The sequence below is a fragment of the Cytobacillus gottheilii genome, from assembly GCF_900166665.1.
GTDB lineage: Bacteria > Bacillota > Bacilli > Bacillales > Cytobacillaceae > Cytobacillus > Cytobacillus gottheilii_A.
The window spans coordinates 546,878-572,777 of sequence record NZ_LT800494.1 but is presented as its reverse complement, the minus strand read 5'-3'; the positions used below and the strand labels follow the sequence as shown (position 1 = coordinate 572,777).

General features: G+C 39.0%; 13 protein-coding genes. 6 read left to right on the top strand and 7 right to left on the bottom strand.

The features are described from left to right. Nucleotides 1–303: 303 nt before the first annotated feature. The 6 genes from B7E07_RS02795 to B7E07_RS02770 form a co-directional block, all read right to left on the bottom strand. Nucleotides 304–1,785 (bottom strand): CehA/McbA family metallohydrolase, encoded by a 1,482-nt coding sequence (locus tag B7E07_RS02795; RefSeq protein WP_080843963.1) that lies wholly within the window; start codon nt 1,783–1,785, stop codon nt 304–306. A gap of 14 nt (nt 1,786–1,799) precedes the next feature. Beyond that, complete coding sequence (locus tag B7E07_RS02790; RefSeq protein ID WP_373886037.1) at nt 1,800–3,062, bottom strand: ABC transporter substrate-binding protein; 1,263 nt, start codon at nt 3,060–3,062, stop codon at nt 1,800–1,802. Nucleotides 3,063–3,121: 59 nt separating this feature from the next. Further along, nucleotides 3,122–3,796 (bottom strand): carbohydrate ABC transporter permease, encoded by a 675-nt coding sequence (locus B7E07_RS02785; RefSeq protein WP_257391383.1) that lies wholly within the window; start codon nt 3,794–3,796, stop codon nt 3,122–3,124. A gap of 169 nt (nt 3,797–3,965) precedes the next feature. Further along, the gene (locus B7E07_RS02780) at nt 3,966–4,814 is read right to left on the bottom strand and encodes a carbohydrate ABC transporter permease (protein WP_257391527.1); all 849 of its coding nucleotides are present in this window, start codon (nt 4,812–4,814) and stop codon (nt 3,966–3,968) included. Between the two features lie 435 nt (nt 4,815–5,249). Beyond that, entirely contained in the window at nt 5,250–9,458 is a 4,209-nt protein-coding gene (locus tag B7E07_RS02775; RefSeq protein WP_080843960.1) for a S8 family serine peptidase, read from the bottom strand. 545 nt (nt 9,459–10,003) lie between these two features. After that, a complete protein-coding gene (locus B7E07_RS02770) occupies nt 10,004–14,332 on the bottom strand; it encodes a 5'-nucleotidase C-terminal domain-containing protein (RefSeq protein ID WP_080843959.1) in 4,329 nt (1,442 codons plus the stop codon). A 402-nt stretch (nt 14,333–14,734) separates the two neighbouring features. On the opposite strand from B7E07_RS02770, the gene B7E07_RS02765 reads away from it, so the two are divergent. The 3 genes from B7E07_RS02765 to tagU all read left to right on the top strand — a co-directional run bounded on the left by B7E07_RS02765 (nt 14,735) and on the right by tagU (nt 20,814). Further along, on the top strand, nt 14,735–16,738 hold the full coding sequence (locus B7E07_RS02765; protein WP_080843958.1) for a SpoIID/LytB domain-containing protein: 2,004 nt from the start codon (nt 14,735–14,737) through the stop codon (nt 16,736–16,738). A gap of 709 nt (nt 16,739–17,447) precedes the next feature. Then, a complete protein-coding gene (locus B7E07_RS24340) occupies nt 17,448–19,487 on the top strand; it encodes an N-acetylmuramoyl-L-alanine amidase (protein WP_080843957.1) in 2,040 nt (679 codons plus the stop codon). Nucleotides 19,488–19,887: 400 nt separating this feature from the next. After that, a complete protein-coding gene (tagU, locus tag B7E07_RS02755; RefSeq protein WP_080843956.1) occupies nt 19,888–20,814 on the top strand; it encodes a polyisoprenyl-teichoic acid--peptidoglycan teichoic acid transferase TagU in 927 nt (308 codons plus the stop codon). 188 nt (nt 20,815–21,002) lie between these two features. On the opposite strand, the gene B7E07_RS02750 is transcribed toward tagU, so the two are convergent. Continuing rightward, complete coding sequence (locus tag B7E07_RS02750; RefSeq protein ID WP_080843955.1) at nt 21,003–21,875, bottom strand: helix-turn-helix domain-containing protein; 873 nt, start codon at nt 21,873–21,875, stop codon at nt 21,003–21,005. Nucleotides 21,876–22,065: 190 nt separating this feature from the next. Here B7E07_RS02750 and B7E07_RS24335 point away from each other — a divergent pair, with 190 nt between their 5' ends. The 3 genes from B7E07_RS24335 (at nt 22,066) to B7E07_RS02740 (ending at nt 25,701) form a co-directional block, all read left to right on the top strand. Beyond that, nucleotides 22,066–22,191, top strand: a complete 126-nt coding sequence (locus tag B7E07_RS24335; protein ID WP_257391382.1) for a hypothetical protein — start codon at nt 22,066–22,068, stop codon at nt 22,189–22,191. Nucleotides 22,192–22,740: 549 nt separating this feature from the next. Further along, the gene (locus B7E07_RS02745; protein ID WP_080843954.1) at nt 22,741–23,064 is read left to right on the top strand and encodes a hypothetical protein; all 324 of its coding nucleotides are present in this window, start codon (nt 22,741–22,743) and stop codon (nt 23,062–23,064) included. Nucleotides 23,065–24,345: 1,281 nt separating this feature from the next. Continuing rightward, nucleotides 24,346–25,701, top strand: coding sequence for a sodium/glutamate symporter (locus B7E07_RS02740; protein ID WP_080843953.1), 1,356 nt, complete (start codon nt 24,346–24,348; stop codon nt 25,699–25,701). Nucleotides 25,702–25,900 lie beyond the last annotated feature (199 nt).

Genomic DNA, 25,900 nt, shown 5'->3' with positions numbered 1-25,900 from the left:
AGAAGCATAAGCCTGGTCGTCGCAAATGTTCAAGCGGGGGTCTCATTCTATCTTCTATTACCCGCAGGAATCGAGAATCCTCCTCTCCATTTCACTCATGTTCGAAAGACATATTATTAAATAACAAACAAAAAACCGAATGATTAGAAAGTTTTGTTTTCTAATCATTCGGATGTATCACTAGGCTAAATACTTATGTCCAGCCTCATATATCACTCTATTGAATACTTATGCCCAGCCTCTCTCCCGAAAAGATGAAATCATTATGGAATCATGCTTATTGTTTCCAGATCCAATTGGCTGTTAGGATAAGTGGTCTTTGCCTGCAATTAATAAATCCTCCCACGTCTCAAGCGTTGTATTTGTCTCACCAGCATATACTGGGTTGGTGCATGCTAATAATACATTATTTCTGGAGCGTACTTCTATCCTTACCCAATTATACTCATGCGTTTTCCATGTAAATGCTCTTGGGCACTCTCCGTTTTCATTTAGTTCATACTGATCGATGATTTCCCCATTTTCAATCCAGGTTATGAATGAAGGTTCTGTAATGCTGCTATATTCTACAGTGAATTGAAAATCAAAGTCTGCTTCATCTGTTTCAACTTGTAATCTGTCACCTAATTGATACACCTGATCGTCTTTTGTAACCAAGCAGTTTAATATAGGACCTCGCGACAGATACACATGTCCTTTTTCAACTCCCCTTATAATAGACTGGGCAGTAAGTCCATCAGCAAAAACATAGGTAGCAGGATCTCCAATTACTGAAGGCGGGCCATTTTCCTCATAACTTTCTGTTGGCAGCAGGTGGGAATCCGAACCTCCAATACCATAGATTTGATGACCGTCATTCCATAAAAGGCTCCACAAGCCTAATATCTCTTCAGTTGCTTTTACATTATCCTTGAAGGTAGGATCATTCCACAGCTCAATTATCCCTATATCTTTTAATCTCGTTTCTTTAAATTGCCACTCCCAAGGCTTAAGCATTGGATGGTTGATACTGACAATGGCTCCGGCACTTCTGCACTCTTGTATTAGCCTGTTCATGCCTTCTTCCGTTTCCATTCCTCCATCAGAAGCAGCAGGTCTCCAATCCACCCAATTAGTCAAACCGATCGCATTAAAATGACCTTTTGAAGAAGTAATTTCCATTCCGGGAATCGTTAATAATTCATCTTCAATCCACTTGGTTGGTAAAATATTATGATCTGTGATCGTAAAGAAGTCTAGCCCCATTTTTCGTGCTTGGTTCATGCCTTCTGCCGGGGTCAGCTTCCCATCCGATTCATTAGTATGAGTATGAAAATCTCCTTTGTACCATTTTGAATCTTTGTTATAAATCCTATCTCCATTAAACAAATGCAAACATAGTCCATTCTCTCCATTTGTTTCAGTCCAGGTGGTTGTTCTTTTGTGAGAGTCTTGAAGAACTTGACCACTTCCTAACTGATACTCCATAACAAATGCAGATTCCAAATGAGGAACAGCAGATAAAATCTGCAGCAGCCAAGTTCCTTTCTTCACCTCTCCAGGAACTGTTGAAAAACTAGTTTCTTCATTATTATTAGATACGATCCATTCTTTGGGTTCTTGAATATAAATCGCTTGCAATCTTATTTTCTGTTCTGGATCTATTATGAAAATTTGATACCAGCCCTTTGCTTGAAAAGCTAGTTTGAATCTAATCCAATCGCAATCTCCATCAACCACAAAGGAAACCTGCGTTTCAATACTAGTTACAACACCTTCAAATTTCCTGCTTGTTATTGTTTCCATTTGAAACTCCCCTGTTAATTCAATGTGTTGTCCAGTGCTCTTTGTGCTTCTTCTTTCGCTTCCTTAAGTGCCTCACTAGCTGAAATCCCTTGTATTTCTACCTTATCTGCCGCTTTTTCTAATGCATCGTATATTTTACCGCCAGTTGGATCAACAAATGGAGGTGTTGCATATTGGGCTTGCGTTAAAGGAACATTACTTTGTGGATTTTTTTCTGCAAATTCCTTATATGCTTCTACTTCCTGAGCAGACTTCCTTACTGGAATATACCCTGTATTCATGGACCACTCCGCTGTTTTTTCAGCACTTGAAAAATAGGTAATCCATTCATAGGCAGCTTCTTGCTCTTTATCAGATGCTAAAGCAGGTATAGAAGCAACCATTGCTCCCGCATGTGGAGCAGGGTCATGATCCTTCCAACCCGGCTGAGGATGAGCGCTTACGATATCAAAATCTAAATCCCCTTGATCCCCACTTGAACCTGTATAACCAGCCGCATTGCCTTGCATGACATCATCAATCGTTTTATACCAATATTCCCAGCCTTGTCCACCATGATGGATCGCCATCGTTTTTTCTTCATGAATTAATGTTCTTATGAACTCCCACGCTTCGACCCATTCAGGAGAGTCAATCATTACCGTTTTCCCATCTTCACTTATATATTGCGCTCCATTGCTCAAAGCCATATCAATAAGGTTATCCGGACCATACATAGGCTCCCATCCATAAACACCTTCTTGATCTTTAATTACTTTTGCAGCTTCCGCTAGTGATTCCCACGAATCAAATACATCTGTTGTTAAACCATACTTCTCAAATAGATCTTTACGATAATACATGACCTGCGTAGTCCCGTATAGTGGGATGGCATATTGCTTCCCTTCTATTGTTCCTTGCTGATAGAAGGCAGAAACAAAATCTTCTTTTTTGAAATCACTATCTTCATTTATAAATGAATCCATTGGAGCCAACACTCCTTTTTTCGCAAAAGCATTCATTGGATCATTTTGTAATAAAACAGCTGCAGGAACCTTTTTAGCAGCAACAGCCGCCTGTAATTTTTGCACGGTTTCTTCATATTCCCCTTGCGCTACACCTACTACTTTGATCTCATCTTGGCTTTCGTTAAAGTCGCTTATCGTTTTCTCGACACCTTCACCAAGCTTACCGCCAAGTCCATACCAAAATTCAATCTCAATTGGTCCCTCCTCAGTTCCTTCTGAATTTGCATTGTTTGAACAGCCTGCAGCTATAAACAGTCCCATTGTGATCATAAAAAAAACCAGAATTTTTTTCCTTACATTCATACTTTACATCCCCTTTGTTTTAGCAATTATTTTAAGCCTTGGTCACTAATGCCATTGATGAACCATTTTTGAGCAAGTGCAAATAACAGCAATAACGGTAAAATAGCAAACGTGCTAGCAGCCATTATAAGCGGCCACTGGATTCCATAAGCACCTTCTTGTATAAAGAACTGTCTTAAGCCAGTTGTAATTAGCTGTTTTTCTGCGCTGTTCATGATGAGTGATGGCCAAAGATAGCTATTGTAATTTTGAACAAGACTAATTAAGGCAAATGAAATAAAGGTTGGTTTACTTAATGGATAAACAATTCTCCATAAAACTAAGAAATGCCCAGCACCATCCATTCTTGCTGCTTCTATCAGTTCTTTTGGAATCTGCATAAATGCCTGTCTGAACAAAAAGATTCCAAAAACACTTACCGCATTGGACAAAATCAAGCCCTCATATGTATCCAGCATATTCAAATTCGCCAGTATGACGTAACTAGGTACATAAGTCGCAGCTGCAGGAAGCATATATGTTAATAAAACAATAGCAAACAAAACATTTTTACCTCTAAAAGTAAACTGCGTGAACGCATAAGCAATCAATGCCGAATTTAAAACTTGTATAAGGACAATGATGATTGCAGTAAATGAACTATTAAAGATATATTGACCAAAAGGTGCTAGCTGCCAGGCCTCTGCGAAATGGTTCCACATCGGATCTTGTGGCCACCACGTGGGAGGAAATTGAAATATTTCACTCTTTGTTTTTAAAGCGCTAATCACCATCCACAAAAAAGGAAAAAGCATTATAAAACTAAAAAGAATTAGAAAAATATATTGAAAGAAAACAAGACTTGTCCTTTTCATATTTACTTTAAGCCCCCTACTGGTAATGCACCCATTTTCTACTAAACACAAATTGAACAATAGATAGGGCTGCAGTTATGATGACTAGTACAGTCGCAACAGCTGTCGCTTTCCCCATGTTAAACTGTTCAAAGGCTGCTTGATAATATAAGTACAAGATCGTCCTTGTACTTCCAGCTGGTCCACCTTGTGTTAATACCTGTATCTGATCATAAGCCTGCAGTGCATCCACTGTCGTAATCATGATCAAGAAAAAAGTGGTTGGGGATATGAGTGGTAAAGTTATATGAATAAACTTTTTCCATGAAGATGCTCCGTCCAATGCTGCTGCTTCATATAATGATTCTGGCACCTTGTTTAAGGCATTTAAGTAAAATATCATGCACCAGCCCAAACCTTTCCAGACAGAAACGATAATAATTGCAGGCATGGCCCATGTTGGACTACTCGTCCATTCAAGAGCAGGAACATTGAAGATGGATAGAATCCAGTTGGCTAAACCATATGATGGCTCAAAAATCCAAGACCACACAATTGAAATAGCCACTGCGGGGGTCACCCATGGTGAAAAGATAAATGTCCGCAATAGCCCCATTCCTCTTTGATTTTTCATTAATAACAACGCAAGAAAAAGTCCGCCAAAAACCGAAGGGACCACAACTCCCATACTAAAGTAAAGAGTATTCCATAATACTTCGTAAAAGATTGGATCTTTAAGTAAATCTTGATAATTCTTTATTCCCACAATATTGTAATCAGCACTCATATAATCCCAATCGGTAAAGCTTATGTATAATGAATAAAACATTGGGTAGATCCAAAATATAATCAAAGGTACTAATGCAGGGAGTATAAACAGCCAAATAACCGGCCTCTTTGTTAGACGTTTCCTTTTTTGAAAGTTTAATTGGTTTGGAATTTCAGTTACTAATTTTCTCAAGACAACCTCCCTATCACCTATAACGCACGTTCAAAAAATGAACGTTCAATTTTTGAATACAAAACCATGTTACCAGTTTCATATAATAATGTAAATAAATAATAAGAATATTCACCTTGTTTCGCCGATTCCATCTTAATGTATCGATATATATTTATTCAGCTTGACACTTGGTATCGACCCGAGAGAATAATAGGACTTGTCTAATGCTTGCTATGATGATTGACTTTACATATCTATGAAACAAACACTAAAAAGCAACAGAAAAAAAACCGAACGTTTTATAGAAGAAATATATCTTCTATTCGTTCGGTTTTTTCATTGGCTGAAATATTTATGTCTCAGCTTTTTAGTTATATACTATTTCCCTGTCCAAGCTCCACTAGGTCCTAGCTTATAGCCTCCAACAGTAGTGTTAGCTGCCATTGTACCTGAAGCATAGAAATAGTACCATTTACCATTAATCAGGTTCCATCCAGTTACCATGGTACCTGAAGACTTAAAGTAATACCATACTCCACCTTCTTTAAGCCATCCTGTTGCCATTGCACCAGAAGTCTTATCAAGGAAATACCATGTATTCTGACTTTTCACCCAGCCAGTTTGCATAGCTCCGCTACCTGATAGAAGGTACCATTTGCCTGCATTCTGTACCCAGCCAGTTTGCATAACTCCACTAGCAGATAGATAGTACCATTTATTCTGATCTTTCACCCAACCAGTAGCCATGGCACCATCACCATTTAGGTAGTACCATTTGCCTTGGTCAAGAAGCCAGCCAGTTTCTTTTACATCTTCATCGTAGAAGAACCATTTGCCGCCCTCTAGTACCCATCCATTTTTCGGATCAGTCTCTAGGCGATTAATATCAACTTCTTTTGTTACTTCGTTTCCAGCCAAGTCAATCAAACGAAGTGTAAATTTATTCTCTCCGACTTTAACAGGAAGATTAACTTCTACATCTGTATCCGCTGGAGTCATAACATCAACCGGACTAACTAAAGGCTGTTCAAATTCGTGAGTATCATCCACATATAAGGATAAGAAGTTATAGTTATCTTTCAGGTTAACAGACAATTTAACCTCTTCAACATCTTTCCCAACTTCCTGTGGCGTTTCTACATTGATTTCTGGAAGTGTTGTATCAATGAACACTTTACGCGAAATAGAGAATTCCTTGTCAGAATGATCCGTCGCAGTGATAATGATATCGTATTTTCCATCCTTTTCAAATGTAGCTTTTGTGCTAAAGTTATAGCGATTAGTCGCTGCATCAAAAGTGAATTCAACATCTTTACCGTTCACAGTCAAGGTCTTTAGTGCTAAATCTTCTTGAACATACCCTGCAACCGGAACTTCAAAGGAGTTGTATGCACCAAATGGTTCAGGAGTAGCAGTATCTACATAAAGCAGTGGCAATTCAGCATCACCTTTAGCTGCCGTATCAAAACCATAGTTTGAAGCATAATCTACAGCTCCAATTTCAATAACTGCTTTTTCTGGCAGTGAATCAAATTGGTAAGATGTCGCTGAAGAGTCTAGTGCTTTAACGAGTGAACCATTAACAAACACACCATATGAAGCTACTCCAGTTCCCTCTTCTACTGTTTCCCAGCTAACAACACCTGCTTCTTCATCTAGAACAGCTGTTATTTCTGGTGCAGTTGTATCTACATAAACAGGGATCTTCTTAGACTGCCATTCTGCTCCATCATAATCGATAACAGATTTAATTTCATAGTAGTATAAACCATCTTCAACAGTCTCGGATTTTACTTTTCCATCCCATGCTCTGCTGCTATTAAAGGAGTAATAGCTTCCGTTTCCTGCATTATAATAGTTCTTCGTTACATCTTTTTCTAATTTCACGCGGCGAAGGAAGTTTTCTTCTTCATCTAAGATATTAAATTGAACTTCATCCGCATTTCTTAAGAACGATGGTAATGGATAAATATCATCATTTTCTCCATCTCCATTTGGAGATACTGGGTAAAATTCATTTTCTCCAGCCTGAGCAACAAATGATCCACCAGCACCTGTAAGCATCTCATTAAAGTTCGCCGGAAGTTCGTAGAAACGATTTTCGCCTAACTCTGTAAATCCATCAACGATCTCTGGACGATCCCACTTGCCGTAGAAGCCTACATAAGGAACTGAAAGTGTCGCCTCTATTCCATTTTCATCCGTAAGTGTAACAAATCCTTCAACGAAGTTGTCTTCAGTTAAATCTCTTAACACGACTTCATCATTAGCGTCAAAACCTGGCACTTTTGCATTTGTTAAATCTACACTTACAGTAAACTCCGCACTATCGCCAGCACTTACTGTCACTTTCTCTGGTGCATCAATCACTGCTCCTTCAAGGTCTCCTGCAATCAAAGCATTGTAATCTTCACTGCCTTCAACCTCATAGAACATATCTGATAGTACATTAGCATCGACATTATATGTAACATCCTTATCAGAGATATTCGTTGCAGTTAATGTCATGCTAAATTGCTTCTCAGTGAAGTCTTTTAACTCTACTTTCGCCTCTCCTGATTGAGCGTCTGTTACATATACAGGAGTATCAACCGCACTGTATGTTTGCATCATTCCAGCACCTTGTCTTCTAGGTGAAAACGGCTGAGCGTTTTCATCAAGAATTACATCTGCTGTATTCATTAGCAGAACTTTAGCTAGGCGTGTTTTTTCTCCGGTTGATAGTTCATTAAAGCGCTCGTCTCCTTGTAAATATTGCTGAACAAGTGCAGAACCACCAGCAACATGTGGTGCAGCCATTGATGTTCCGCTCATTTCACCATATTCATCATTTTGCAGCGTTGAAATAATTTTTCCGCCAGGTGCTGTGATTTCCGGCTTTAATTCCAAGCTAGGTGTTGTGCCCCAGGAAGTAAACTCAGTCATTCTTCCCATTTCAGGGCTTGCTTCTCTATTTAACTGATTGACATCTAAAGTCGTATTGCCAGTTTTAATAGCCTCTTCAAGGGCTAACCCCTCTTGACGTGAAATCTTCATAAATGGGATTTGCCAGCCACCCTGGTCAGTATAGAAAATTGGGCTTGTACTGTTATAAACAATAATCCCAATTGCCCCTGCTTCAGCAGCATTTTTGGTCTTATCTACAAACGTAAGATCTCCACGCGGCATGACTACAACTTTACCTTCCACATCAATTCCGTTGTAATCTTCAGGGTGTCCAAGTTTGCCATCCAGACTAACAAGCTCTAACTGGTTGTTTTCTTCCAACTCAACCCAGCTATCAACACCATAACCCGTTCCGCTGAAATCTGTTCCAGGAACTGTAATTCCAGTCTCATACTCATACGCAACATTTCCAGATGCCGCCACCTGAATAGTATCTGTATTAAGACCTGGTGCACCTACTACTCCAATATCAGGGTTTTTATAATAAGGGTCATCCCATCCTCTTGCAATATGACCCGAGTTACCAGCAGATACTGACGCAACAATCCCATTTTCAACTGCTCTTGTAATAGCAAGGTCTTCTGCACTTTCTTCATTATAGAATGATGCAGTAGAACCTAAACTCATATTTAATACATCTGCTCCTAGTTTAATAGAATCATCAATAGCAGCAAGATAGACATCAGACCAAGTTGATGGATAGTTTGGATCATTACTGAAAACTTTCATTCCCAATACTTGAGCTTCCGGCGCAACACCTTTAATGCCGCCATTTGCGACATCACCGTTGGCTGCAACTGTTCCAGCTACGTGCATTCCATGCTCAGACGCTTCCGGGCCTAGATCTAAAATGGTATTATTTTGGTCATAATAGTTATATCCGTAAGGAACTTTATCAGTAAAAAACTGTCCTTTTAGACCGTTTTCATCAACAATTCCACTAACTTCAGCGCTTGATAATTCAGCTGAAGCAGAATCAGTCAGGACAAAATCCTTATGGGAAGGATCTACTCCAGAGTCAATAACAGCTACAACCATTCCTTCACCTTTAAACTTAGCATCTGCCCAAGTCTGATGTGACTGGATGAATTCATGAGATGTATGCATGTCTGGCTCAGGAAGTTCTGGACGATTATATTCATTTGCTAAATAAACGTTCTTAACTCCGGCTACAGATTCGATCTTTGAAATATCTCCGTAAGTAACTTCTCCGCTAAATCCATTAAATGCTGTTGCAAAGCTATAGTTATAATCTACACTTACACCCTTAGCTTTGATTTTGTCTTTTACATTTGTTTGCTGCTTAAGCAATTTAGAGGTAATAGAATCTTTTTTATCTTCAGATAATTCTTTGTATAGCTTTCCTTCTTTTGTAGCTACTTCAACAGGTGTTTGTCCTTCAACTTCAACAATTACACGGACCTTATCCGTTTTATTAAATAAAACTTTTTGCTCCTCGCCAACTTCAGCAGTTACACTTGACTTGCCTTCCATTGCCTTTTTAAACTGCTCAATTTTCGCAGCATATTTGTCTGTTGGTGCAGATTCAGCAAAAGCAGAGAAATTGAAACTAGATAATACAAGTGCGCCTGCTAGCAGGGATGAAGCTACTTTTTTACCAGTCGTCTTTTTTGGACTCATTCTTTCCTTTTCCCCCTAAAATGAATTTGCTAGTACCTTATGTAACTAGTAAATCAACTTATTATACAATCTACCTCCTTTATTTTTAGAAAAGTTGAAATAATATCATTATTCTATACTATCAGATGAAACAGGTCAATAGAATAAAAACAAAAGTAGGAGTACATTTGCAGCAGGCTTTCTTCCGCTTTAAAACGATAGGTCACAGGTCTTATATAGCTGCTGTATCAAGGTATCTCAATCTAGGAAATTTTACATAGCCAGAAATCCTGCGCGTTAACTATGAATTAGAGACGCCAAAGTCAGGGCAGTAAATGCGAGACTTCTGCCCCTAAGCAGCGGAACAGAAATTAAGCTTTACTTTTAATAGGATCCGTCTTTCTCTCTGTTCCAGTCTATAGAGTACCGCAAACAAAACTCATTATTATTGCAACAATCTTTTAGAAAATAGCATAAGAAAAGCTGTATGGAGAGGTAGAATCCCCTCCATACAGCTTCCAAATGAATTGCCTTTTAGTCTTTATAGACTGGTATATTCGTAAATACTAACGAATCCAAGCTCCATCACTGCCAAGTTTGTAGCCGCCGATCGTCGTATTCGCCGCCATCATACCACTAGCATATAGATAGTACCATTTGCTGTTTACATATACCCAGCCAGTCGACATCGCTCCGCTGCCTGCAAGATAGTACCATTTGCCTGCATCCTTCACCCAGCCAGTCGACATTGCTCCGCTGCCTGTTAAGAAGTACCATTTGCCTGCATCCTTCACCCAGCCTGTTGCCATTGCTCCGCTGCCTGTTAAGAAGTACCATTTGCCTGCATCCTTCACCCAGCCAGTCGACATCGCTCCGCTGCCTGTTAAGAAGTACCATTTGCCTGCATCCTTCACCCAGCCAGTCGACATTGCTCCGCTGCCTGTTAAGAAGTACCATTTGCCTGCATCCTTCACCCAGCCAGTCGACATTGCTCCGCTGCCTGTTAGGAAGTACCATTTGCCTGCATCTTGTACCCAGCCTGTTGCCATTGCTCCACTGCCTGTTAAGAAGTACCATTTGCCTGCATCTTGTACCCAGCCTGTTGCCATTGCTCCACTGCCTGTTAAGAAGTACCATTTGCCTGCATCTTGTACCCAGCCTGTTTGCATTTCACCGTCAACAAAGTAGAACCAAGTAGAACCTTCTAATACCCAGCCTTGTTTCACTAAGTCTGGCTTAACTTCTTGAACAATTCTGCCTTCAATTTCAGGTGATACTGTACCACTGTTTTCTAAGTGAGATAAGAACACTTCAAAATCAACAAGGAACAATTCAGTCATACGACCTTCCTCTTTTGCTGTTTTGAGCATTTCATATCCATCTCCGCCATCAGCAGTATAGGCATTTGTTGCTACATTGTACATTTGCTCCAGGTTTAATGGTTCAAAACCATTATCTGTTTTTACTTCAACAGACCAGACTCTTTGACCAGCCGGTTTGTTTTGATCATATTTAAACTGCATACCAGCAACTTGAAGAAATCTGCCTTCCCCAGTTTCAACTGATCCAACGCTATGTTCAAGCGCAGCCAGAATTTCTTCACCAGTTAATTCAATTGTTACAAGAGTATTTCCGAATGGAAGAACCGTTAACACTTCACCAAGGGTAATATCTCCCTCATTAATTGAAGCACGGATTCCACCGCCATTTTGGATCGCAATATCAGTTTTTACAAATTCATTTGCTTTTGCAAGCATACCGTCAGCAATAAGGTTACCTAGGTTTGTTTCCTTTGTACGTACATCATTGCGTTCACCGTTTAAGTTTACCGTTGTATGGCCAACAACTTCTTGTTCCATCTCGATAAGCGGCTGTTGAAATTCGTTTACTTTTTCTTGCGCTTGACTGTCAGCCTCGTACTTTTCTAATTCCAGTAACTCTCCTGCATGCTTAGTAATAACACCATTTTCATCAAAAGTGACATCAAGCAAGCCAAGATTTGTTAAGTATTCGCCCGTTTGAACGATTAACGTAGGCTCTTCTTTTTCTACTACAACTGTTTCATCAATAATTGTGTGACTGTGTCCGCCCACAATAACGTCAATTCCATCAACCTCATTTGCAAGGTTAAGGTCCGGTGTATAACCTAAATGTGTTAGAGCAATAATTTTATTCACTCCAGCATTTTCAAGTAATTCCACCGTTTCTTGAGCTTTTACAACCGCATCTTCAAATACAACATCTTCACTTGGACTAGCTAAGAATTCAGTGTCTTCTGTAGTCAGACCAAAAATACCAACCTTTTCACCATCAATTTCTTTAACGATAGCAGGGAAAATGGACGCTTCTGAATCAGCTGTTCCAATTTCATCTTTAAAGTAAGGTGAAAGAATTTCATCATTTGTTACATTTACATTTGCAGAAACCATTGGGAATTTCATTTCTTCAATAAAATTCGCAAGAACTTGTGAATCTTTGTCGAATTCGTGATTTCCAAAAGTCATCGCATCGAATTGCAGTTCATTCATAAAGTGCAAGTCAGCAAGTCCTTCATATTGTCTAAAGAATAATGTACCTGAGAATACATCTCCAGCGTCTAAAAGTACAGAATTCTGTTTTTCAGCACGCAATTCTTTTACAGCACTGATTAAGTAAGGGTATTGCTCAACATGCGCATGACTATCATTCGTATGCATGATAGATAGGTTAAAGCCGCTTTCCTGCTCTGCTGCACCCAGGTCTAATTGGGCAACTACAGCATCATGATCGCTTGCACGGCCATGTTCTTCCATATACGCAGAATTAAAGTTTACAATATCAGTTTTAGCTTTTTCAGCTAAATGATTGGATACTAAAATGTGATCTAATACTTGTGCATTTCCTTGGTAAGAATAAGTGTATCTTTCTTCTTGCGGAAGTGTTTCAACTAAGTTTGTTAAAACATTTCCTTTTAGCTTTTGGATTGGCGCTGAGAATTCAAAGTCATTCAAATCGCCCATTACAACTACATTTGCATCTTCGTCTTGCTCATGAATACCACTAACGAAGGAGTTGATAATACCAGCAATCTCCATACGCTGTTCTTCACTGCCAAGCACAGGCGGCTGATTTTGGCCAAAAATCGGCTCATCTCCACCTTTAGAATTAAAGTGATTGTTAATAACGATGACATCTTCACCGTTAAATGTGAATTGAGCTGCTAAAGGCTTACGGCTGCTATCAAAAGCAGGATTTGTCGGATCAATTCTTCCTGGATTTAGAGTAAGTGCACCATTTTCGAATGCCACAGCTTCTTCTGATCCGCCTTTTTCACCTGCTGCAAGTTCAACTCTTTCAGGATTATATAAATATCCAACACGGATATTACCACCTGGAACGCCTCCATCTTCACCATCAACTGGTGCGATTTCAGTCCAAGCGTATTCTGGTCCTCCGAAGCCTTTGATCGCTTCACTTAAAGCTTTATAATTGTTCTCAGCCGTTACAATACCATTGTTTGTTGTTCCGCTATCATCAAGAACCTCAACAAGGCCAATAATATCCGGTGAGTTTAAATTTTCTACCATTGAACGAGAAAGTTTATCGCGTTTTTCTGTATCAGACGCGTCAAAATTTTCAATATTATACGCTGCTACTGTCAGCTTGTCATTGTCTTTTATAATGGTTGAAACCTCTGGTTCGTATGCACGTTCCTGTAATTCTGGAAGTTCAGCTTCTTTCACCAAAATCTTAAAGTTGCTGTAAGAGTAACTCATAACCCCTTCAACCGTGCCATTGAACTGATCCCCAGTTTTAGCAACATATGAACGGTTATCCAATAACAGATGCATTCTTTCAGGATTTTGGTTATCTTTTGTTAATAAAGGCGCGCCTTCTTTTGTATACGCCTTTCCTTCAGTCTGTTCAGTAATAACTGCAAGCTCACCATATTTCTGAGGAGCAACAATTGTCGGACTGTCTAATGCAACGCGCATTCCTTCTACACTCTCGTAAAAGTCAATACCGTCTTCCTCAGGATCAAATACTTGCAGTCCATCATTATCTACAATTTCTGTAGGAGGAAAAATATCTTTTCCGATGACAAGTGCTTCCGGAAGATCATGATTAGATGAAACTTTCACAACGTTTCCACGCTGCGCATTAATTTCAGTCATTGCCAAATCTGTTTCTAACTTTTCAGAATAACCATCTAAGACCCATTCTTTTACAAGCCCATCAACTGTTACAAGATCACCTGCAGCAGCTCCATGACTCGGCTTATATACTAGAATACCTTCAGATGTATTCGGGTTTTCATCAGGCTGATTGTCCTGCATATAAAAATTGCTGTGATCCACAACATGTGTAACAATACCTTCTACACCAACCACGTTTTGCTCCTCATATGGAGAGGAGTGGGACTCACCTTGAATATCGTGAATTCGAAGTCCTTCAACACCTTCAATTGGCACTGGATCTGGAGCTGTTTCTCCATCAAATAAGATAGCAGATGGATTTTTCAAACCTGGTCCGGAGAAGTAAGCTTCAAGTGAACCTGTCACTACCACTTTCTTTCCAACATTGTCTGGGTTAGCCTTTAATCCAAACTTTTCACGGAGTTCCTTAATATTCGGGATTTGTACAGGTAAAATTTTCGCTGGATCTGTTTCATCTGCAGCATCCGCTATTGCAATATTCGTATCTGCACTAAACGGCGCTTCAAAATCGTACGAAGATGTTCCTGAAGTATAACCTACAATATACCCCGCAACTGTTGCTGTACCTTCATTATTCGCAATCGCTTCTTCAACCGTCAAAACAGTATCAGCTGAAGCAGATGACTGGAATGGCACTATGTAGCTGAATACCATTGCAAATATTGTCGCAATAATGAGAAATTGCTTTTTAATATTCACTCTTATTCCCCCAAAAAATTTTTTAAAAGTCGAATAACTGCCATAAAACCTAAGTAATAATCTGCATCCTTGAAATATTCAGAATCTAAAAGCCGTAATTCTCTATCAAGAAAAAGAAAACGATTCTATGTACTTATTCTTCCACCCCAATCTATCTTTTGTTTTTGATGTCGAAATTGTGACCATCAGCTAAATAAATATATCATATATAGATAGAAATGTATTAATAAATTCATATATTTACAGTATTTTAATCAAAATATGACATACTTTTTATATTTTTTTGTTACAAAACTTCATGTTGTTACAAAATTCGCACTACTATTATGCTAAAACAGATGATAGATTTGATTTAGTTAGTATAAACACATGCTATTTTACATGTAAAAGGAGGAAATCATATTGCTGAGAAAAATGATAGGCTTAACATTTTTGCTAACACTATTTATTGCCGCTTCAAACCTGCTTCCAAGTGCTTCAGCTATCAGTACAGAGCCCTTGTTAAAAGTAAAGCTCCAAAACACTTTAGGAAACAAAGAGGCAATTACCATTATTCCTGCAGGTGATTATGCAGCAACAGATGGCAATGAAACCTACATACTCACCGATCAGCATCATTACTCTCTTAAGATCGCTTCAGACAACAACATCTGTTTATGGAGCGGCAGCACTAAACTTCAGTGCAGCGAGACGATCACCTTATCTCCGATGAACAAGGATCACTACCTGTCTATTCAAAATACTCCTTATAATGGTTCATTCGAGATTAAGCAAGAAAACAACTTTGTTCGCCCATATAATTTTATTTACATGGAAGATTATATAAAGGGAGTAGTCCCTAAAGAAATTTATGCGTCCTGGCCAACAGAAGCCTTGAAAGTACAGGCAACTGCTGCAAGATCGTATGCTGCATTTCGGGAAAGCAACACCATTGTCGACGGTGTAAGCAACCAAGTATATGGGGGCTATTTTTGGTCACCAGATATTGATCGGAATGGAATCTATAAAAATTCAAATCTCGCAGTCGATGCAACCAAAGGAAAAATCATCACGAGTAATGGAAAAATTATAGATGCAGTATATTCTTCTTCTAACGGGGGTTATACAGAATCAAATTCAAATGAATGGGGTTCAACTCAGCTGCCATATCTTCTTTCAAAGCGAGATGAGTTTGATGGATTAGATTCAAGAATTCTGTGGTCCATCTCTTTACAAACACAGCAAATAGATCTAAGAGATTTAGATCTAAGCAATCCGGAAAGCTGGTGGGATCAAGTGACAGAAGCCGATGCCACGGCAGCAGAAAAGATTAAAGAGCTACTTAATAAGCCCGACGAGAACCTAAAAATAGTGGCAATTAAGGAATTGGATATTCATACCGTTACATCTGGCCAAAGGGTGGAAAAGGCGGATATTCCAGTGGAATACATTTCAGAGAATCAAGTTGACTCAGATGGGAATATTCTTGTAAAAGAAACTGTAATTGAAGATGTAACTAGAGGAAGTTTACGAAGTATACTTGGCAGCAAAATGCTGAGCTACTACATCAAGAAAGTAGATCATAATGATCAAACCATTACTGTGAGCGGCGCCGGATTCGGTCACGGAGTTGGGCTAAGCCAGCATGGAGCAAAGAATCGCGCATTAGACAATCAAGACTACATGGATATCATTAACTTCTATTACACTGGTACACTTGTTACGGATCGATATACGCAACTAGCTGACAGAAGCTCACAAGAAGCTCAATTAGAAGGCTGGGTGGTCAGCGATCAAGGCCGGTCTTTTTACGACGAAAATGGCAACCAAGTTCTAGGATGGAAACAGATCGACCAGGTTTGGTACTACTTTACCAATAAGGCAGCTGCCACAGGCTGGAATTATGCCGGCGGCAAATGGTACTACCATGACGTAAATGGGCAAATGAAAGTAGGTTGGGTTAAGGATAAAGGCACCTGGTACTATTTAAACAGCAGCGGAGCTATGCAAACAGGGTGGCTAAATGACCGTGGAACATGGTATTACCTGAATTCATCTGGCGCTATGAAGGCTGGATGGCTGAAGGATGGTTCTTCTTGGTACTTTTTAAATGCCAGCGGCGCCATGCAGACAGGATGGCTGAAGGACCAAAACCAATGGTATTACCTCTATAGTTCTGGAAAAATGGCAACTGGATGGCTGAAGGATGGAACGAAGTGGTATTACTTAAACTCCTCGGGAGAAATGCAAAAGGGCTGGTTAAAGTCCGGAAGCAGCTGGTATTACTTAAGTGCTTCGGGAGCCATGAGTACAGGATGGATCTCAACTGGAGGGCAATGGTATTATTTATATAGCGACGGACGAATGGCTGCAAACACAACCATTCAAGGATATAGACTAGGACATGATGGTGCATGGATTCAGTAGTTTTAAATATAAGTGAATGCATCGCTATTTCTTATGCTGGGACATAAGGATTTAACACGACAAAGAAGCGAATGGTTAGGAAGTGAATCTTTCTAATCATTCGTTTTTTTATTTGTTATTTAAAATACTCTTTTTAAACATGAGTGTAATGAAGCGGAGGACACTCGACTCCTGCCGGCAGATATTATTTTCGTTTCGTTCCGCACTTTTTTTCGTAATACAGAAAGGCATTTTTCTGAGGAATTGGTGTTTAAGAAAGTTTTTAAATGGAGCGTTTAATAGATTAAAACAAAAGAGTGCGAAATCCTGCTCAGGCTCTGCACCCGCCCAGCGGAAAGCGAGTGTCCAGGAGTGGAGATGGCAACACTTTTCTTCACCTGCTATAAGAATTACTTAATTACCCTATCCTTTGGTGTTGAGGTTAGCCCGCTGACAAGTTTTATTTGTGTTTCCTCTAAACCCAGACATTATATAAGCCAGTTGATGCTCAGTCGAAAATTGGAAAAACTTACTGCCAATCTAATGAATGATTCCTGTCATTTTATGTCGTTTTTCACTTCACAGTATAGACAATTAAGGTTATGATACTACTAGTAAAATTGGAAGAAGGAGGTATTAATAGTTTACTGGCCAGACGCACTTTCAAAACGCACCTAATATAGAGGCTTCATGTATTTACAAAATGATACTTTGAAAGGATTACTCAACTTTGAAAAACAAATACACGTTCATTCTTGTAGGGTTAATTTTATCAATTGGCTTAGCTTTAGGCATTGGATCTCAACATGCTGAAGCAAACGACACTGGCTGGTCTATGGAAAACGGGGTATGGTACTACTATCAGAATAGCCAAAAGGTGACTGGATGGCTTCAAACAGATGGAAAATGGTATTACCTGGATAGCAGCAGACACGGTGCCATGCAAACCGGGTGGCTGAAGGAGAAAAATTCCTGGTACTACTTAGAGCCCTCAGGAGCCATGAGCACAGGCTGGAAATACCTGAATGGAAAATGGTATTACCTCAGCCACAGCGGGATCATGCAATCAGGGTGGCTAAAGGAACGTAGTACATGGTACTACTTGGAATCTTCCGGAGCCATGAGCACAGGCTGGAAATACCTGAATGACAACTGGTATTACTTCAGCAAAAGCGGTGTCATGCAATCAGGGTGGCTGAACCTTTCTGGTGCAGACTACTATTTAAGAACAAGTGGTGAAATGGCAACAGGATGGCAAACCATTTCCGATCAAGACTATTATTTCCATTCAAGCGGAGTGAAAAAGTTAGGTTGGGTTCAAGACGGTTCCAGTTGGTTTTATTTATTGGAAGGAAAAAAGGCTACTGGTTTAATAGAAGCCAACAGCGATTATTACTTTTTGAACGAAAATGGTGTCATGCTGGCAGACCAATGGACATCATATAATGGAAAGGAAATGTACCTTACGTCTTCCGGCAAAGCAGCAATAGGAAAGACGAAAATTGGCACAAAGACCTTTTTATTTTCACATGAGGGTTTCTTATCGGACGGCTGGCTTCGATTAGATAACAAATGGTATTTTGCGAATCACAATGGTGTGATGCAAACAGGCCGATTAACTGAAAGTGGTCAAAGCTATTACTTACATTCAGATGGCGTAATGCATACCGGCTGGCTTCAAACAGATGGAAAGACCGAATATTATCAAGCGTCCGGGGCATCAGTAACTGGATTTAACAAAATTGCCGGCAGCAACTATTACTTTTCGCAAAATGGCGATTTGGTTAACAACGGCTGGATGACACTTAATGACAAAACCTATTATGCGCATGAAAATGGGATATTACAAAAAGGATGGCTTTTAACTAACAATCATTGGTACTATTTTGATGATGAAAGCTCGATGCAAACCGGGTGGATTTTTGACGGAAGAAATTGGTACCTGTTAGAGTCTACCGGCATCATGAAAACCGGATGGGCACTTGTTAATCATAGCTGGTATTACCTGAATTCAAGCGGTGCTATGCAAACTGGATGGACCAAATTAAATAACACCTGGTACTACTTAAACAGCAGCGGAAAAATGCTGACAGGATGGTATAAGGATGGACATAATTGGTACTATTCTGATCGAAGCGGCGCCATGAAAACCGGATGGATTGACGATCATGGCAAAGAGTATTACCTTGAGCCAAGCGGTGTTTGGATCCCTGTTCCCAGAGATATTGAAGGAAAAGTCATTGTACTCGATCCAGGTCATGGCGGTACCGACCCTGGAGCTATAGGCGGCGGAATTCGGGAAAAAGATATAAACTTAGAAGTTGCTCTAAAGCTGAAGGATTACTTGCGCAAACGCGGTGCTAAGGTACACATGACAAGAAATAACGATGTATTTATTGCTCTGGATGATCGTGTCGTATTCTCTAATGGAATTAACCCGCATGCCTTTATTAGTATTCATGTGAATGCAGGCCCATCAACCGTACAGGGAATTGAAACATTCTATAATGCTAAAAGCGGGAAGCTTCCAAAAGAAAGTCTACAATTGGCAGGAAATATACAAAAAGAGCTAATCAATGTAACAGGAGCAATCAATCGAAATGTAAAAACAGCAGAGTTTCGTGTCATTAAAGACAATGAAGCCCCATCTGTTCTAGTGGAACTTGGATTTATTTCAAATGCACAGGAACGGGCAAAGCTTGCAAGCAGCTCCTATCAGACTAAGATTGTAACGGGACTCTATAATGGAGTCAGAAACTTTTTGAAATAACTTGCCTGTTCATTTTAGATGGTGGACCAGTAAGCAAATATCATAAAAAGAAAATGGGCTGTGACATAACTGAATATCACCATATAGATGAATTCTGCTGAACCAAATTGCTCACGGCAAATGGAATGAAACAGCCCGGTTTATAAAAATTGTCAAGGCAATCAAATGACCAGAACGGTTAGAGATTCTCTACTGTTCTGGTCATCATTTTGCTGAAGAGCAGATCCCTCTTTCCGATCTCGCATAGACAAAGCGTGTCACTTTTTTAAGTGACCATTTTTCACCCTCCTTTTGGTTCATTAATTTTTCCCTAATTATTTCTACCTAGATTTTTATGTTAATTTTGCTCAGAATTTGGTATCCTATAACATAGTTTGTACAAAGTATGGAGGAAAATCTTATGAAAGATTCCAGAGTTAAAAAGAAAAGACCTAAATGGTTAAAAATCACTGGTTTAATTGTTGTTATTCTTTTGGTAGCTGCGGGGGCATATGCATTTACAGTTTATCAATCGTTAACAAACGCTGTTGAAACGATGCATCAGCCTGTTAAGCATAAAACGGAAAAAAGGCCACAAGAAATAACATTGGAGAAACAAGATCCGTTTTCCGTTTTGATGTTAGGTGTGGATGAACGTGAGGGAGATAAGGGCCGATCAGATACAATGATTGTTCTTACAGTTAATCCTCATACAAATACGATTAAGATGTTAAGTATTCCTCGAGATACAAGAACTGAAATCATTGGCAGAGGATTTGATGACAAAATCAATCATGCTTATGCTTTTGGCAATGAGGAAATGGCCATGGCTACCGTAGAAAACTTCTTGGATATCCCGCTTGATTATTATATTAAAGTGAATATGCAAGGCTTCAAAGATATTGTGGATGCTGTTGGCGGGATTAATGTAAATAGCTCTCTTTCATTTGCTCAAGGAGGGTACGACTTCAACGAGGGATCGAATGCTCTTAATGGGGATGAAGCTTTAGCTTTTGTACAAATGAGAAAACAAGATTCTAAAGGAGACTTTGGAAGACAGGATCGCCAGCGTCAAGTCGTACAAGGAGTCATAAAAAAAGGCCTGAGCTTTAACTCCCTGACAAATTTCAGTGATATATTCGAAGCATTAGGCAAAAATGTAAGAACCAATCTTACGTTTGATCAAATGATTGATATTCAACGGAATTACAGAAGTGCCGCTGGAACCATTGAACAGATGTCCATCAGCGGGACAGGACAAACCATCAACAAAATTTGGTACTTAATTGTTCCAGAGGAAGAACAATTAAGAGTGCAAAATGAATTAAAAGAACATCTTGAACTATAATGAACTCCTCCTTTTCACACTTTGACTTTTAGGATAGTAACATAATGAAGAAATTGTACCGATGGCTTTAAAAAATAGAATTGAATGAAACAGATAAGACCCGAGCGATTAGACAGATAAGGATATCAAGTTCTAATTGTTCGGGTTATCTTTGTTAAATCACTTCTCTTTTAGCTTTGTAAAAGAGATTATAAACTGCCAATTTTCCCTTTAATATAGGTAATATATTTCTTATCCTCCTGTAATTCAAAGATCGCTAATGACTTTTCCATATATTGTGCCGCTTCTTTATTTAAACCTTGAATCTCTAAGTTGTAGCCTATATGATAATGAAGCTCTCCCAACAAATAAAGATTATCTTTTTCAATACACCATTTAATTCCCTCTCTGCAATACTCGATAGACTCACTGAATCTCCCTACCCTTGTTAATGACCTTGCTACATTATAATAAAGCCGGCAAAACAGCGTATTATCCTGCAAAAAAGGAAGCTGATGTATATATTGCTTTGCCCGGAAGTTTACCTCGAGTGCTTTTTCATATTCCTTCTCTTCAAAGTAAACAGATCCCATGCTCAGTAATACCTCAATTTCCCGCTCCGACCAAATCTTATCTAGTACATGAGTAATTGAAATTGCTTGGGTCAGAATCTCGATGGAACGATTTACGTCCTTATGGAGCATATACGTACTGATTCCTTTATGCCATAATAATACTTGATAATTTTTATTATTTTGCCTGAAAAGAGGATTCTTCTCTTCTGCTTTAACAATCTCATCCATTCCAAGATAGTCTGAATTCCTTCTGGTTCTTGTCAGCTGCCGAACAACCTCCTGAACATAATCTAATCTTGGTGTCGTTCCGATATCAAAGAAGTAGTTAACATCTACACCAAGCCTTTGCGAAATCAAGTATAAAGTTGATGCATAAGGAAATACATCTCCTTTTTCAATCTTACTGATTTGTGCTTGTGTGCAAATATCTTTCGCTAACTCTACCTGCGAAAGCTTCAACGCCTTTCGCAGTTCTTTGATCCTGCTTCCAATAGCGGAAAAGTTCATTCCCTCACCCCACATAAAAATATGCCTAGAATTATATTTCTAATCCTCTAACCACGGAAATTTAAAGATAATCCACAATATCTATTTATATTGTCCAAATTTAGGAGATTACTGAAATATTGATTTATGTTTTAATAATAAAAGAGATACACAATTATTCTACAATTAAATTTGAATTGGAGGAATTATCATGAAAAAGAAGTTAGTAATCTGTTTTGCGGCCTTCGCCATTATTTTCGGAGCAGCAGGTATGTCAGCTTCAGCAAGCAGTAATGATGGCGGTGTATCTACTCAAGAACTACCTACTATTTTTTAATTTTTGACCAACCTTTATAATCTCCATGCTAGCACTTCTAATGAAGTGCTTTCTTTTTGTGTTCAGTTTTTAAGGTTTGAGTTAGCCTTTATTTAATCACCCTTTAGGAACTAGTCACAAATACGTCATGAACGCCGTGCTAAACATATATAACCATCTTCTGTGTTATTGATTATTGTGCTAACCTAATATAAACTTAGCCCGCTCTAATTTCTCTCATAATTACCTATTCTCCATTTTACACAATTCCCCTTTTTACCCGTTCTGCTAATATTCATTGATTCAAGATTAGCAGGACAATAAGAAATGACCTTTCTCGTTTATGAATCCAGCCATTTATCATTATTAAAGAAGTTAGAAGAACAACGACCATTAAAGCAAACTTACTAAAAATACATCATTATGCTTATAGTTATAATTATAAATAAAAAACAACATTTTCACACCAATAATAATCTAAATACTGCTTAGAATAGCTGTCATCCTCATTATGAGCTTTTATATTATCTGATATTGTTATTCTAATAAGGTGCAAGGAGGATGAACGGTATGGAACTTGATATGAAGGTCGAACCAAGGTTTGTTGATCATGAGTGTGCCATCATTTTTTCATTCTACTTTAGAAATGCATCATTGAAAGTTGGAGAAGCAGTTATTTACACATGTGAAGAAGACATACCTTCGCTGGACCAGCTCTTAGCTGGAGTGGAGAATTCCGAACAAGATACGTGCAAAAAGAAAATCGCCTATATCACGGAAATGACAATTGTAGATAACTACCGTGATGAATCTTTTATGAAAATAAACGAATTTCTCTCCATCATCGGCATTAACACTTGGTATAAAGAAAACTTGCCGATTGGCAAGTCCTGAAAGGACGATGACAGAGGCTTAGTTGCACTTATACTACATTCCTAAAATGAGACACTACGCCGAACCCTCTTCCGCGCTGCTCATTTATTTTTTTGTAGTATAAAGAAAACTTGCCGATTGGCAAGTCCTGAAAGGACGATGACAAGGCTTAGTTGCACTTATACTACATTCCTAAAATGAGACACTACGCCGAACCCTCTTCCGCGCTGCTCATTTATTTTTTTGTAGTATAAAGAAAACTTGCCGATTGGCAAGTCCTGAAAGGACGCAGACAGAGGCTTAGTTGCACTTATACTACATTCCTAAAATGAGACACTACGCAGAACCCTCTTCCGCGCTGCTCATTTATTTTTTTGTAGTATAAAGAAAACTTGCCGATTGGCAAGTCCTGAAAGGACGATGACAGAGGAGTAGTAGTACTTAATTCTTTCTGAAAGTACAAACAAAATGACCAAAAGAAAAAACTGAGAAAATAAGATTATAGTTTCTAACTCCCCCGAACCATTAGCAGCTAATTGCTGTCTGATGGTTCGTTTTTTTTGTTTGATTTGATGACTATCTTAGGAGGACACTCTACTGCGGAGGAAATAGATGATAGGAAAAATTTCACACGAAATAAAATACTCATTTTAAAATTTTTCTAAATTTAAAACTTTTTTGTTCTTTTTAAAGAACTTATGGTGTATAATGTTAATTAATATCCTATATATAGAAAAAACATGAGTCATTTGTATGGAAAATTAATTAAAAAGGAGATTGACAAATGAGTATTAAAGCGATTATGTGTTTATTCCAACGAAAGCATAAGTTTAGTTATTATACAGATACATGTGTACGCTGCGGGAAAAAGAGAAGATTATAAATAGTTTTGTCTACTAATTAAGCAACCAACTAATTACATAACTAGTAGTTACATAGCTACTCTTATCACCCAACGAAGTTCTAAAATCATTTCCTTTTTATTGCTTCCTCATTCTTATCTATTATGGGCTTATCCTAGATCAGATTTACTTTATTACAGTACAGCTTTTGCTGTACTGTTTTTTATTTGCTCACACAAACTTTTGCATTAAAGCTTCATGACGAAGAAATCCAATAGAAAATATGTCACAACAATAAACCCCATCTTCTACTTACAGATGTTATGCGTCTACTATAGAAATAGCTAAACCTCGACATAATCCCTTGTTTTTCGGTTTTTTCCGCAGGTCCGCTGTGCTCCCCGAATAAAATAATGTATACTTAAAAGTGCAATTAGTTTACATAAAAGGGGGAGTCAGTTTGACAGAATTCACAATTTGGGGTTTTTTAGTTGATTTCAGCTTGATGTCCGGGTTGATTTTACTTGGGACAATTTTAAGGGCAAAGGTTAAGTTCCTGCAGGCTTTATTCCTGCCGGCGAGTATTATCGGCGGATTTATCGGACTAGCTCTTGGTCCATTCGGTGCTGATCTGCTGCCATTTTCAGATCAATTTTCGTCTTATCCAGGGTTGTTGATCGCATTTATTTTTGCAGCTATTCCTATTGGAGCAGCGAAAGTACAAATCAGAGAGATTATTCATCGAGTCAGAGAAATGTGGTCGTTCTCCATGCTCCTAACCACATTAATGTGGGGCGGCGGTGCACTATTTGGCCTTGTGGTCATTAATCAAGTGTTCCAGGACTTGCCTAGCGGATTTGGAATTATTTTAGGAGCTGGCTTTGTTGGCGGACATGGAACAGCTGCAGCCATTGGTGATGGATTTGCACAATATGGCTGGGATGATGCCATGACTCTTGGCATGACATCGGCCACGATCGGACTTTTAGTCGCTGTAATCGGCGGACTTTTTCTTGTTAAAAGAGGAACACAAAAAGGACATACACAATTTATATCCAGCTTCAAAGACCTTCCAACAGAGCTGCGTACAGGGCTAATCCCCGCTTCTAAACGCGTACATATGGGTACAGAAACCTTTTCTCCAAGTGCTATTGATCCTTTAGTTCTGCATATTTCGATCATGTTCTTTGTCGTGGGTGCGGCTTACTGGCTCACAAACTGGCTGGGCGAACTCATTCCGGCGATTTCCATTCCATTGCTAAGTGTCGCTTTTGTTGTCGGTCTCTTTTTCCAATTTGTGATGCGAAAAACAAAAGCAGATTTCTATATCGACCAGCGGGTGATGGATCGAATTGGCGGAAGTGCGACAGATTATCTAGTCGTGAGCGGTATTGCTTCGATTAATTTAACGGTCGTTCTTGATTATGCTGTTCCGCTGATTTTACTCTTTGTTTTCGGAATTATTTGGGCTTACCTTATGTTCCGTTTCCTTGGACCGAATATTTTCAAGAATTATTGGTTTGAGAAATCATTGTTTGGCTGGGGATGGAGTACAGGAACTGTCGCAATGGGCCTAGCTTTATTGCGCATCGTTGATCCTGAGCTAAAAAGCAAGACCATTGATGACTACGCCCTCGCCTATATCGGTATGGTACCGGTAGAGGTGGCCATTATCACCTTTGCACCAATCCTCGCCTTCTCCGGATTGCCGTGGGTGACACCGATTGTGCTTCTCCTAACTGCAGCTGTTATTGTCGTTGTACATAAACGAGCTGGGGTTTGGGGCAGGAGTGTGTTAGATTCAAAGCAGAACTAATGCTAAACCGTCCTCCTAAATATGGAGGGCGGTTTTCTAGTTATTATTAGGATTTAGAAGACATTTGCATTCACGGACTACTGCTCATTTTCTAATCACTCCTTCTTCATCAAGAATCCAGTCAGCAAGATAAAACAGGTATTGTACTCCCCCCCTCAATACCATAATCAATCATTAAAAATTGTAAAAAGTATAGGAA

Bases quoted from the DNA above. Each gene is read 5' to 3' on its own strand.
- B7E07_RS02750 (WP_080843955.1), bottom strand. From the start codon at position 21,875: ATGAACTTTTCCGCTATTGGAAGCAGGATCAAAGAACTGCGAAAGGCG.
- B7E07_RS02745 (WP_080843954.1), top strand. From the start codon at position 22,741: ATGGAACTTGATATGAAGGTCGAACCAAGGTTTGTTGATCATGAGTGT.
- B7E07_RS02785 (WP_257391383.1), bottom strand. From the start codon at position 3,796: ATGTGGAACCATTTCGCAGAGGCCTGGCAGCTAGCACCTTTTGGTCAA.
- B7E07_RS02775 (WP_080843960.1), bottom strand. From the start codon at position 9,458: ATGAGTCCAAAAAAGACGACTGGTAAAAAAGTAGCTTCATCCCTGCTA.
- B7E07_RS24335 (WP_257391382.1), top strand. From the start codon at position 22,066: ATGAAAAAGAAGTTAGTAATCTGTTTTGCGGCCTTCGCCATTATTTTC.
- tagU (WP_080843956.1), top strand. From the start codon at position 19,888: ATGAAAGATTCCAGAGTTAAAAAGAAAAGACCTAAATGGTTAAAAATC.
- B7E07_RS02795 (WP_080843963.1), bottom strand. From the start codon at position 1,785: ATGGAAACAATAACAAGCAGGAAATTTGAAGGTGTTGTAACTAGTATT.
- B7E07_RS02790 (WP_373886037.1), bottom strand. From the start codon at position 3,062: ATGATCACAATGGGACTGTTTATAGCTGCAGGCTGTTCAAACAATGCA.